At 38.3% G+C, this 12,757-nt stretch carries 12 protein-coding genes; 10 read left to right on the forward strand and 2 right to left on the reverse strand.

Annotated elements, in window-relative coordinates:
- On the forward strand, positions 1 to 134 hold a 134-nt coding region (locus ACFSR0_RS05955), incomplete at its 5' end, for a transposase (RefSeq protein WP_379981049.1).
- Between the two features lie 124 nt (positions 135 to 258).
- Here the strand turns inward: ACFSR0_RS05955 and nrdG are convergent.
- Both nrdG and nrdD read right to left on the reverse strand, forming a co-directional pair.
- Positions 259 to 855 (reverse strand): anaerobic ribonucleoside-triphosphate reductase activating protein, encoded by a 597-nt coding sequence (gene nrdG, locus ACFSR0_RS05960; RefSeq protein ID WP_379980857.1) that lies wholly within the window; start codon positions 853 to 855, stop codon positions 259 to 261.
- A 20-nt stretch (positions 856 to 875) separates the two neighbouring features.
- Complete coding sequence (gene nrdD / locus ACFSR0_RS05965; protein ID WP_379980859.1) at positions 876 to 3,065, reverse strand: anaerobic ribonucleoside-triphosphate reductase; 2,190 nt, start codon at positions 3,063 to 3,065, stop codon at positions 876 to 878.
- 320 nt (positions 3,066 to 3,385) lie between these two features.
- Between nrdD and ACFSR0_RS05970 the strand changes: the two genes are divergently transcribed.
- The 9 genes from ACFSR0_RS05970 (at position 3,386) to ACFSR0_RS06010 (ending at position 12,669) form a co-directional block, all read left to right on the forward strand.
- The gene (locus tag ACFSR0_RS05970; RefSeq protein WP_379980861.1) at positions 3,386 to 4,153 is read left to right on the forward strand and encodes an ABC transporter ATP-binding protein; all 768 of its coding nucleotides are present in this window, start codon (positions 3,386 to 3,388) and stop codon (positions 4,151 to 4,153) included.
- Positions 4,143 to 6,209: an FtsX-like permease family protein gene (locus ACFSR0_RS05975; protein ID WP_379980863.1), complete on the forward strand. Its 2,067-nt coding sequence runs from the start codon at positions 4,143 to 4,145 to the stop codon at positions 6,207 to 6,209. Before ACFSR0_RS05970 ends, ACFSR0_RS05975 begins: the two co-directional genes overlap by 11 nt.
- A gap of 168 nt (positions 6,210 to 6,377) precedes the next feature.
- Positions 6,378 to 6,527: a teichoic acid D-Ala incorporation-associated protein DltX gene (locus ACFSR0_RS05980; RefSeq protein ID WP_379980865.1), complete on the forward strand. Its 150-nt coding sequence runs from the start codon at positions 6,378 to 6,380 to the stop codon at positions 6,525 to 6,527.
- Between the two features lie 14 nt (positions 6,528 to 6,541).
- A complete protein-coding gene (gene dltA / locus ACFSR0_RS05985; RefSeq protein WP_379980867.1) occupies positions 6,542 to 8,047 on the forward strand; it encodes a D-alanine--poly(phosphoribitol) ligase subunit DltA in 1,506 nt (501 codons plus the stop codon).
- Positions 8,044 to 9,246: a D-alanyl-lipoteichoic acid biosynthesis protein DltB gene (gene dltB / locus ACFSR0_RS05990; RefSeq protein WP_379980869.1), complete on the forward strand. Its 1,203-nt coding sequence runs from the start codon at positions 8,044 to 8,046 to the stop codon at positions 9,244 to 9,246. The genes dltA and dltB overlap by 4 nt, the downstream gene beginning before the upstream one ends.
- Before the next feature lie 21 nt (positions 9,247 to 9,267).
- On the forward strand, positions 9,268 to 9,504 hold the full coding sequence (gene dltC, locus ACFSR0_RS05995) for a D-alanine--poly(phosphoribitol) ligase subunit DltC (protein ID WP_379980871.1): 237 nt from the start codon (positions 9,268 to 9,270) through the stop codon (positions 9,502 to 9,504).
- Positions 9,501 to 10,778, forward strand: coding sequence for a D-alanyl-lipoteichoic acid biosynthesis protein DltD (gene dltD, locus ACFSR0_RS06000; RefSeq protein WP_379980873.1), 1,278 nt, complete (start codon positions 9,501 to 9,503; stop codon positions 10,776 to 10,778). The genes dltC and dltD overlap by 4 nt, the downstream gene beginning before the upstream one ends.
- Positions 10,779 to 10,911: 133 nt before the next feature.
- Complete coding sequence (locus ACFSR0_RS06005) at positions 10,912 to 11,652, forward strand: MBL fold metallo-hydrolase (RefSeq protein WP_379980875.1); 741 nt, start codon at positions 10,912 to 10,914, stop codon at positions 11,650 to 11,652.
- A gap of 12 nt (positions 11,653 to 11,664) precedes the next feature.
- Positions 11,665 to 12,669 (forward strand): lipoate--protein ligase, encoded by a 1,005-nt coding sequence (locus ACFSR0_RS06010; RefSeq protein ID WP_379980877.1) that lies wholly within the window; start codon positions 11,665 to 11,667, stop codon positions 12,667 to 12,669.
- Positions 12,670 to 12,757 lie beyond the last annotated feature (88 nt).

The raw sequence follows: 12,757 nt of genomic DNA on the forward strand, positions 1-12,757 counted from the left end.
CCTATTCAAACGGAAAATTGGAGGGAAAGAATAACCTCATCAAAGTAATCAAAAGAATTGCTTTTGGATTTCGGACTTTTCGTCATCTTCGGATGCGTGTCCTGATTCAACAGAACATCTGTGAAATCATTTAATAACGCAAAAAAGGAAATGCCGAAGCATTTCCTAACATACGATTTGAGCAAAACAACAGCAATTGACAAAGAGCCCTCATTTGTGCTGATTAATTGCTTCTTTTTTTGTTAATTTATAAGAATTTTAGTCTTGATGTACGCTGGTTTCATCAAGTTTGTTGGCATCCATACACTTTGACCAAATGACGGCTTTTTTCTGTTCAAGTGACTGAGGAACGTCGAGAATTCGTTGGTTGCTACTGCCACGAAATTGAAGGGATAAATCTCGCTTGGCAAGTTCAAAGCGGCCATCAACCAAAACATCTAATTCAGCCAATAAATCAAGTTTGTCTTGCGATTCGAGCAATAGTTCTTCAAAGGTATACCCACTCCAAGACCAGATATCTTTTTTCTGTCCGAAGGTATCACGAACAGCTCGAACGACTGTTAAGCAAACCGCGGTATTTAAAAATGGTTCGCCACCTAAAAGTGTGAGCCCTTGCACATAATCATGGTTCAAATCAGTTAAAATGGTTTCCAATAACGCCTCATTAAAGGGTTGACCATAGTGGAAATTTTGAACAGCTTTATTAAAGCACCCCTCACATGCAAAGAGACAACCACTGACATATAAGCTATTGCGAACACCTTCACCATCAACAAAGTTAAATGGTTTGTAATCGGCGATATATTGTTGACTATATTCGCTAGAAAGCCATTCTTTTGGTTTGGGATTTCGCATTGTTCGCACTCCTTTTTACTCTACATATTTTTGACTCTAGAAGAAATTTCTTTATGACGGCCATGGACCATCGGACGGGCTTGTGGGTTTCCTAAATAGCCACACGTTCGTTTGACAACATCACAACTTTTTGGATCATGATTGCCACATTGTGGGCATTCAAATCCGCGCTCGGTTGGGTTGAAGTCACCCTCAAAACCACATTCATAGCAATGATCAATAGGAGTGTTGGTTCCAAGGTAACCCACTTTTGAATAGGCATAGTCCCAAACTGCCTCAAGAGCCTTAGGATTTTGTTGCAAAACGGGGTATTCACAATAATGAATGAAGCCGCCAGAACAATATTTAGGGTAATCCATTTCAAAGGCAATTTTTTCAAACGGTGTTGGGTTTTTCCGTACATCATAGTGGAAGCTGTTGGTATAATATTCTTTATCTGTAATATCTTTGACCAAACCAAACTTTTCTGTATCTAAGCGGCAAAAGCGATCAGTCAAACTTTCACTTGGGGTCGAATACACGCTGAAATGGTAATCGTATTCGTCAGACCAAGCATCCGCATGCTCTTTTAAAGATTTCACAATTGCTAAGGTAAACTCTTTGGCACTCGGAGTATGTTCCCATTGACCACCATAAAAAGCGGTCGCTGTTTCATAAAGTCCAATGTAGCCCAAAGAAACAGTTGCTCTCCGATGACGGAAGAGTTCGTCAACGGCTTGTTCTTTTTGCAGTCGTTTTCCAAATGCACCATACATATAGAGAATAGGGGCATTGGCGGGTGTAGCTTCCTTGCAACGTTCCACGCGATACACTAAAGCATCTTTGACAATGCTCATTCGTTCCTCAAACAACTCCCAAAATCGTTCCTGATCTCCATGAGCTTCTAGCGCAATTCGAGGGAGGTTGATGGTGACAACACCCAAATTCATCCGGCCAACATTGACTTCCTGGCCAGCTTCATCTTTCCACCCTTGAAGAAACGAACGACAGCCCATAGGTACTTTGAAACTGCCAGTCAGCTCAACAATCTTGTCGTAATTTAGCACATCTGGATACATTCTCTTCGTAGCGCATTCTAAAGCAAGTTGTTTGATATCGTAATTTGGATCGGCCGGATGCAAGTTGACCCCATTTTTTAAGGTGAAAATTAATTTTGGAAAAATGGCGGTGCGGTGCTCACTACCTAATCCGTTTATTCGAATTTGTAAAATTGCTTTTTGAATTTCTCGTTCAAACCAACTTAGACCTAAGCCAAAGCCCAAAGAGGTAAAAGGAGTTTGACCATTCGAAGTGAAGAGGGTATTGATTTCATATTCGAGACTTTGCATCGCATCGAGAATATCTTTTTGGGTTTTCTTCTTCGCAAAGGCTTTTTGTTTTGCTTCTCCATCAATCCATTCCTGCGCGTCTGCTAAGTGCTTTTGATAGTTTAATTGCGCAAAAGGAGCCAATAGTTCATCAATTCGATCGGCTGAACAGCCTCCATATTGACTAGAAGCAACATTGGCAATAATTTGAGAAATTTGGGCAGTTGCGGTTTGAATGGATTTTGGTGACTCAACTTCTGCATTTCCCATTTTGAATCCTTCGTTCAGCATGCTGTGAAAATCAATCAAACAACAATTCGTCATCGGAGCGTATGGATGGTAATCCAAATCATGATAATGAATGTCCCCTTTTTGGTGGGCATTGGCTACATGAGGAGGCAGCATCTTTAAGCCAATTGATTTGCCCACAATCCCAGCAGTTAAATCACGTTGGGTATTGAAGACATTGCTATCTTTATTTGCATTTTCATTGACGACAGTCTGTTCCCGATTTCGTAATTTATCGATGGTGACATTAATATCTAAGGCTTGTTCACGTTGCAGATCTCTTTGAGAACGATAATGGATATAGTGTTCTGCTAGGTTATAGAGATGATTCTGGAGCAAAATGTGTTCTACGATATTTTGAATTTCATAGATTTTGACATTTTTTTTGAATCGATCAGCAATTTCTTGATTAATTTGGTTGACAATCTGCAAAATCAATTGGTGATCAGCGACCCCTAACGGACCATCGACTTGCTTTTTGGCTTTCAGTAAAGCATCATAAATTTTTTGATCATCAAAGGCAACAAAGCGTCCATCACGCTTGACAACGCTCATTTTTTTTAAGTGATTATGAACGATGGAATCTTGTTCATCTTTTCTTTTAAGGACCATCATTTTTGCTCAACTCCTTTTTTCTTCTCATCTATCATAAAACAATAACAATGCGAATACAACAAGATATTGAATTATTTTTTTGTTGACATACTATATATAGTGTGTAAAAGGAATTATTTTCTTTGAGTTATAAATCAATGTTCATGTGAATAAATGCGTAAAACCTAACCTGATGGAAAAGAGAGAAGGGCAAAAGATGCTTAGTGATAGCAGAATAGATATTGTAAAATGGTAAAGATAAGTGGCGGGGTGTGAGGAAATGTATCGTCTATTGATAAGATATAGTACAATAGAAATACAAAAAAAGGAGGACAAGAATCATGCCAACAATGATGAATGTTCGCTATTTATCAAAATCATATGGGACTCGGTTTAATCGTACAAAGGTCCTCGACAACTTATCGTTCAGCGTTGAAAAAGGAGAGTTTGTGGGAATTATGGGACCAAGTGGCGCTGGGAAAACAACACTTATGAATTTATTGGCAACGATTGATGCCCCGACATTAGGTTCAATTACGATTGCCGGCCAAGAAACCACAAAGATGACGGATAAAGAACGCAGTGATTTTCGCAGAAAACAGATTGGCTTTATTTTCCAAGATTATAATTTACTGGATACTTTATCGGTTAAAGATAATATTTTACTACCGTTGGCCATTGATCGAACACCCGTGAAGGAAATGAATCAGCGACTTGAAGAAATTAGCCATCTCTTGGGCCTTGCGCATTTATTAGCTCGTTATCCCAATGAGCTATCAAACGGCCAAAAACAACGGGTGACAGCTGCAAGAGCGATTATTAAACGCCCGAATGTTGTTTTTGCCGATGAGCCAACCGGAGCCCTTGATTCGAAGGCAGCCACAGAATTATTACGTTATTTAACAGAAGTGAATCATCAAGAAGATACTACCATTTTGATGGTTACCCATGATCCATTTACAGCTAGTTATTGCAATCGAATATTATTTATCAAAGATGGGGTCTTCTTTTCAGAAGTTGTCAAACGCGGCTCCCGCAAAGAGTTTTTTGACCAAGTAATCGATATGCAAGCAACGATTGGTGGGGGAGGAAGAATGAATGCTCACTAAGCTTTTGTTGCGAAGCTTTTCTAAGCAAATGCGGACCTATTTTGTCTATTTTGTTTCAATCTTGATTGCCGTGACTATTTTCTATTCATTTGGTGCGATGACATATGATCAACCAATTATTCGTAGTGTTAAACAAGATGTTCAATTAGCTGGGGTATTAAGAGTTGGCAATATCGTCGTCGCAACCGTTGTGCTGGCCTTTATGATGAGCGCCAATCATTTCTTCTTCCAACAAAGAAAAAAAGAACTTGGCATTTATCAATTATTTGGTATGAAGAAAATGCAAATTGTCCAGATGTTTTTATTAGAAACCATTCTATTAAATATCTTCTCTTTAGTGACTGGAATTATTACAGGCTTACTCTTTTCAAAATTGTTTACCATGATTTTAATTAAAGCCATGGGTTTGAATTTGGCAAGTGTTTTTTTTATTTCATGGGCATCGGTTCGCAATACATTGCTTGTCTTTGTTTTTGCGCTATTGATTACTTTTCTTCAAAATATCTGGCTTTTGCGTGGAAAAACATTGACTCAGCTACTTCAGCCTAATGCAGAATGGACGTATTCTTCAACTTATTGGAGCTTTAGTCGCAATATGCTTGCCTGTTTAGGGGTCATTTTTATTAGTGTTGGTTATTATTTGTCCATCCATTTTCTAGATATTCTCGACCGCTACATCGAGCAAACAGATGATTTTAGTGCAATTTTTTGGTTGCCCTTGCTTATTTTTTCATTATGCATTGTAGGAACGTTTTTCGTGTATGCCTATACCTTACCAAAAATCATTGATTTTTTTAGTAAGCGTGAAACGATTGAGTATCGCGCACTTTATGGATTTATTTTAGGAGATATTCGATTTCATATTCATAAAAGCTGGCGAATTCTTTCTTTTATTACCGTCATTATTGGATTTGCAGTATTATTTATTGGAGCAGCTTCCGGTTTATTTGCGCTTAGTTATCGTTTGAATGCGATGGAAAACCCGACGATGTTCCAAGTAACTCCGCAAAAAAAAACAGCCATAAAACAGTTAGTTAAGCAAGAGAATGGGAAAATAACCGCTGAGAAAAAAGTGAATTTCAAATTAACTGGTGTTTATTTAAAACAAAAACTGGCGCTTGTTGATCGTAAATTTGTAGGTCAATCGGATTTAGTTAATTTGGTTTCTTTATCTGAATACCAACAAATGCGCAAACTGCTTCCGGGTGCACCTCACATCCAACTATCATCAGATCAAGAGACTGTTTTTTTTAATCAAGATTTCTTAATTAGCCGCAGATTGTCTACATACGATCCGACTATCGAGCTATTTCAAGGAAAATCTCTTACGATGAAAGCTGTCTACGGAGACTATTTTGGCAACAATTTGTTGCGTTACAGTGAAAATATATTGGTGGTAACTGATGCCGTTTTTCAACAAATACCGGGTTATATGCATCAACTTGTTTACATGGATGCAACTGGCTTAAATCAAGCAAAATTTCAAACCATTTACGATAAGCAGATAAAAGAAGATTGGGTGGACCCTATCTATTTCAACGTGGAGTATAAAAAACAAAAGCTCACAGGTACTGTGCAAAAAGAAAAGTTAAAAGCGTCTGATGAGAATACTTACGATCATTATAGTGGAGAGTCTCTACGCTTAAGTAGTACCAATCGCTACCCGAGTATGCGTTTGGCAAGAAGAGAAGGGGGCTTGTTCATCTTTGTTGCGGTTTTTGTCGGAGGCATTATTTTGGTTAGTACGGCTTCCGCGCTAATTGTACGACAGTTTAGCCGAGCTGAAGACGAGAAGCAGACGTTTCACTTGTTAAAAGATTTAGGTATGCCCGAAAAGGAGATTCGACGAGCGATTTATCTATCCAATGCGGGAATTTTTTTCCCAGTCATTCTTTTAGCAACAACACATGGCTCCGTGGCCGTTTATACTGTTGTTCAATTATTTCCAAGTGCTAGTTATTGGCTCGTTTATCTATTTGGTTTGATTGCTATTTTCATCTTCAGCTTGTTCTACTTACTTTCTTCAGTGATTTCCATTCGCATTATTGAAGAATAAAAAAGTTGCTTCTTTTTCAATCATCCTTGAAAAGCGCCACTCCTAGGAGTGACGTTTTTTTCATATAACAAAAGTGTTAGTTTTCTTTTTGAAAATGACACCTAAATCAATGTTAGAAAGCAAAATAGGAGGCTAAAATAAGGCTAGAGTTGAAATGGAGGGAAGAAGATGAAAGAGAAGATAAGCAAACTTTGGTCAAAAAACTGGGTCCAATTCACTGGACGAACGCTTTTTTATTTTCTCGTTTTAATGCTCTTGATTTATCTTTATCATTATCGCAATATTCAAGGCGGTACCTTCATTTACAATGAGTTTTAGTGAGGTGAGTAACAATGAAGTTGTTATATGAAGAGATTGATAAAATTGCGATGAACCAACCGGATACTGTGGTCTATTTTGGAGCAGAGCAACATACTTATCGAGAACTAAAAGAACAGTCTGATCAACTGGCACACTATTTTTTAACGACCTTGTCAAATAGAGAGCCAATTGTTGTTTATGGGGGTCAGGAATTTGAAATGCTTGTTGCTTTTTTGGCAGCGATGAAATCGGGTCATCCGTATATACCAATTGAAACCAATACGCCAGAAGAGCGAATCGCTTTGATTCTAGACGTTGCAAAACCAACACTTTTCTTATGTGTAAACCGCCATCCTGCGGTTGAAGTACCTTGTCCGGTGGTAGCATTCAATCAAATCAAAACGAGTCATCTGAAACAGGAAGCGGCTATCCTCGATGGACTGACGTTAGATGAAACGGTTTATATTATTTTTACTTCGGGCACAACGGGTATTCCAAAGGGTGTTCAAATTAGTCAACGAAACTTATGGTCTTTTGTTCATTGGTCGCTAAAGGAATTGTCTATTCGTGAAGGGGATTGCTTTTTATCCCAAGCTCCTTTTTCTTTTGACTTATCTGTGATGAGCGTTTACCCAGCGCTACTTTCAGGAGGCGCTCTGGTTCCGATTGAAAAAGAAATAGTGGATGATTTTAAGGCACTTTTCACGTTGTTGCCGACCTTACCAATGAATGTTTGGGTATCAACACCCTCATTTATGGATATTTGTTTAATGGAACCTAGTTTTTCAGAGAAAGAGTTACCAAATTTACGTCTTTTTCTATTTTGTGGGGAAGAATTAACAAAAGAAACTGCTCAAAAATTGTTACAACGGTTTCCACAAGCACTTATTTACAATACCTATGGACCAACTGAGGCGACGGTCGCGGTATCCCAAATTCAAGTGACTTCTGAGTTGTTACAAAAGGTTGATCGAATTCCGATTGGTTATGTAAAAAAAGATACAACGGTGTCCATCATGGCTGACAATCAACTCCTTGCACCAGGGGAGATTGGCGAAATTGTTCTATCAGGTCCTAGCATATCCAAAGGGTACTTGAATAATCCAGCGAAAACCGAAGCGGCCTTCTTTCCCTTGAACGGCCAACCTGCTTATCGAACGGGGGATGCCGGGAAATTAATGGCTGATGGTCTTTTGTGTTATGAAGGGCGCATGGATTTCCAAGTAAAACTGCATGGGTATCGAATTGAATTGGAAGACATTGAACATCATTTAATGACTATTTCCTATATCAAACAAGCAATTGTGGTGCCAAAATACAAACAACATAAAGTCCAACAATTGGTAGCTTTTGTTGTGGTAACTCAGAATCCATTTGAAAAAGAATATGAATTAGCAAAGGCCATTCGCCAAGAGCTTGCAGAAACAGTCATGGATTATATGATTCCTCAAAAATTTCTTTTCCCTGAGCAATTGCCACGAACAGTTAATGGGAAAATTGATCGTAAACGACTGATGCAAGAGGTGAATCCATCATGACTTTTCCACATATGATTCCCTATGCTGAACCATTGTATTTTGTTTATTTGCTGCTTGCCCTTTTTCCTTTAGCTGTAGGACTGTATTTTGGTAAACGAATGCGATGGTATGAAGCGTTTGTAACAGTTTTGTTTCTTTGGATTAGTTTTGCTGGCGATTATTGGCACCAAGGAGTTGCCTTAATTGTCTATGTATTCTGGCAATGTTTGGTTGTCGGCCTTTATTTTACCCTTCGATCAAAGAAAAATCAGACCAGCGTTTTCTATCTGTTTGTTATTTTGGCACTGCTGCCGCTAGGGATTTCGAAGGTAAGTCCTTTCTTTAGAGATGGGCAACCTTCCTTATTGGGCTTTTTAGGAATATCGTATCTTACCTTTCGCTCGGTGCAAATGATTATGGAAATGCGCGATGGGATGATCAAAGAATACCATTGGTTGCATTACATTCGTTTCTTGCTCTTTTTCCCGACCATTTCTTCTGGTCCGATTGATCGATATCGTCGCTTTGAAAAAGAAGCCAACCAAACATCTACTCGTGAAGCATACCTTAATTTCGTGGAAAAGGGCGTGCATCGCCTTTTCTTAGGATTATTGTATAAGTTCGTTCTAGGGTACTTTTTTGGGAGTGTTTTGTTGCCAATCGTGGCCAAAGAATCCATTCTTAATGGGGGCATTTCATGGGCCCTGGTTGGCTATATGTATGTTTACAGTATGTATCTTTTCTTTGATTTTGCGGGGTATAGTTTGTTTGCTATCGCAACAAGTAATTTTATGGGGTATGACGTGCCTATAAATTTCAACAAACCTTTTGTTTCTCCTAATATCAAGGAATTTTGGAATCGATGGCATATGTCGCTGTCCTTTTGGTTCCGCGATTATGTCTATATGCGTTTGATGTTTGCATTGATGAAGAAAAAAGTATTCAAGAGTCGCATTGTTGCCTCAAATGTTGGGTATTTTACACTGTTCCTTTTGATGGGAATTTGGCACGGCTTAACGTGGTATTACATTGTTTACGGTATTTATCACGCAACTTGGATTTGTCTGAATGATGCCTGGATTCGTTTCAAAAAACGTCATAAAGAATTGCCATCTAATAAGTTTACACACGCATTGGCTGTTGTGGGAACCTTCCACGGCGTTTGCTTTAGCTTTTTACTATTTTCAGGATTTTTAAATACACTATTTTTCTTAAAATAAAAACAGAGGAAGATGAATAAAATGGAAGAAACCGTATTAACAATTTTAGAAGAACTAACCGGTACAGACGAAGTACGCAACAATTTGGATTTAGATTTATTTGGTGAAGGATTATTAGACTCGCTTGGAAGTGTTCAACTGTTAGTTGAATTAGAAGGCCAACTTGGTATTCAAGTCCCTGTTTCAGAATTTGACCGTGAAGCGTGGGCAACTCCACGTAAAATTATTCAACAAGCGGAAGTATTTAAAAACGCATGAAACATCGTCTTTTTACCATTTTTGGTCCCATTGCGTTGGCTTTGTTAATGGTTCTAGCCATTTTTTTGTCGCCGATTCATTTTACGGATAAAAACGAAAAGCTCTGGTCAAAGGCATCTAGTTCTATGTCCGCCAATGTTATCCGTGGCAATGCGATTAAAAATGGGGCGATTGCTTCTGGTGAGTATGTGCCTTTTTTCGGTTCTTCAGAATTAAGCAGAATTGATGCCTTTCATCCGTCTGTCTTAGCAAAAAAATACCAACGAGGTTATACACCTTTCTTACTGGGGGCGCCTGGTACTCAATCTTTGACGCAGTATATGATGATTCGTTCGCTCGGTAGCGAGTTAGCAAACAAAAAAGTGGTCTTTATTATATCACCACAATGGTTTGTCAAAGATGGCGTGAACAAGCAGTATTTTGATGCCTATTTTTCGGAAATTCAAACCTATCAATGGTTACTTTCCTTGAAGAAAATTGAGCCAGCAGACCAATATTTTGCTTCACGGTTAACAACCTATGAAAAGGTATGGCGAAGAAAAAATCTTTTCTCAATGCTAAAACGTGTTGCTAATGGTGAACTACCGACGGAGCAACAAAAGAATTGGGCCTCTATTTCTTATCGAATGCTGAATCGTGAAGATGAACTATTCAGCCCGTTGGATATCATTAGCAAAAATCAGCAAATCCAGAAAGCCACGGCCGAATTGCCAAGTACTTACAGCAATGATGCTTTGACCCAGTTAGCGATTGAAAATGGTAAGCAACATACAACGAATAATCCATTTGATATTGACAATCAATTTTTTTCAAAGCGTTTAAAGAAGAAAGTAGCTTCATTAAAAGCATCGCAAATTCACTTTGATTATCAATATTCACCTGAATATTCAGATTTTCAATTGGTACTGAATCAACTTGCTAAAGAAAAAGCTGAGCCATTGTTTATTATTCCTCCTGTAAATAAAAAATGGAGTGAATATACCGGCTTATCCTTACAAATGCTTCAAGGGTTTAGTAAAAAAATCAACTATCAGTTAAGACAGCAAGGCTTTACCCATATCGCGGATTTTACGAAGGACGCGGATGTCCCGTACTTTATGTCTGATACGATTCACTTGGGTTGGTTAGGATGGTTGTCAGCAGATCGGTACATCAAACCGTTCTTAACGACAACTACGGCACAAAAACCAGACTATCAACTTTCGGATAGCTATTTTTCGCCACAATGGCAAGAAAAAAATCCAGCTACTCTTTCAGCAAATCAAACAAAATAAGTCAATTCCTCTTTTTCTTGCTTGCTCAAACCACTTGAGTGAGCAAGGAAGAGGTTTTTTTGTGAAAAAAAGCGGAACCCCATTTTCTTTTTAAAGAATTGTGGTAGCATATTTATAAAGGGGTGTGAAAAAGATGAAATTAACTGTCTTAGGATGTTTAGGCGCTTATCCGTATCAAGGTCAAGGAACAACCAGCTATTTACTAGAGGCCGATGACTTTCACTTATTAATTGATGCAGGGAGTACCACACTTGTTCAATTAGAAAAACAGTTGGATCCACTAGCATTGGATGCAGTTATTTTGAGCCATTATCATTTTGATCATATTGCTGATTTAGGGGTCTTGCAATACTATTGGCAATTGTTTCCAGGTAATAAAAAACAGCCAATTTTGCCAATCTATGGTCATGGTCAAGATGCGATGCATTTCAATGAGCTGACAATGCCAAACGTTTCAAAGGGGATTGACTATCTTCAAGAACAACCACTGGATCTCGGACCGTTTTCAGTTACCTTTTTGCGTACTGTCCACCCAGTTATTTGTTATGCTATGCGCTTTTTGGAAAAGAAGACTGGGAAAGTTTTCGTTTTTACGGGAGATTCTGGTTATTTGGAAGAACTCCATGAATTCGCTTCATCAGCTGATTTATTATTAGCAGATACCTATCTTTTTGAGGGGCAAGAGCACCATCCTGCCCATTTAACATCAAAAGAAGCAGGTCAACTTGCCAAACAGGCTAAGGCAAAACAGTTGATACTCACACATCTCCCACAAGTTGGTGACTTGGCGCTTTTGGTGCAACAAGCCCAACGAGCAGCAGGCATGGAAATTCCTGTTGGTCTAGCAAAAATAAGCCAAACATATAAAATTTAGGAGGAAGAGAACATGATTTTTGTACCAAATGAATTGACCGATCCACGTTTAAACTTAGCAATTGAAACCTTTTTGTTACAAGAAATGAAAACGGATGAACCGATTTTATTGTTCTATATTAACGAACCATCCATTATTATTGGAAGAAATCAAAATACAATTGAAGAAATTAACAAAGACTATGTGGATGAAAAGGGCATTCACGTTGTTCGTCGTTTTAGCGGTGGTGGAGCGGTATATCATGATTTTGGGAACTTAAATTTTAGTTTCATTATGCCTGACGATGGCAATTCTTTCCGCGATTTTGAAAAACTAACGAAACCAATAGTGAAAGCTCTAAATGAAATGGGTGTTGAAGGTGCTCGTTTGAAAGGCCGAAATGATTTGGTGATTGATGATATGAAATTTTCTGGTAATGCCATGTATGCAACCAATGGACGCATGTTTGCTCATGGGACCATTATGTTTGATAGTGATATCAATGAAGTGGTTAATGCCTTGAAAGTTCGCAAAGATAAGATTGAATCCAAGGGAATCAAATCAATTCGTTCACGTGTAACGAATATCAAACCTTTTTTACCTGCTGAAAAGCAAAAGATGACTACGAAAGAATTCCGGCAAGAAATTTTGTTGAAGATTTTTGGAGTGGATTCAGTTGATCAAGTAAAAACGTATGAATTAACCGATGCGGATTGGAAGAAGATCAAAGAAATTTCGGAAACCTATTACGCCAATTGGGACTGGAATTATGGTAAATCGCCAGAATTTGATATTGAACGGCGGAAACGTTTCCCAATAGGCTCAATCGAAGTGCGATTGAATGTCAAAGAAGGGAAAATTACTGGAGCAAAAATTTATGGAGATTTCTTTGGTTTAGGTGAAATTAAAGATGTAGAGGATGCGCTAGTAGGGACAAAATATGAAAAAGAAGCGTTAAAAGAAGTCGTTGATCAAATTGATGTCAAGAAATATTTTGGCAATATTGAAAACGAAGATCTGTTTGAACTGATATATTAGCGTTAACGCAACAAAGGTTGGTTTATTAAAGCGCCCCTCAAAAGTTAGCTGGTTAGTCTAACTTTTGAGGGGCGCTTTCTATTCTTTG

It is taken from the genome of Enterococcus camelliae (assembly GCF_042685105.1).
Lineage (GTDB): Bacteria > Bacillota > Bacilli > Lactobacillales > Enterococcaceae > Enterococcus_G > Enterococcus_G camelliae.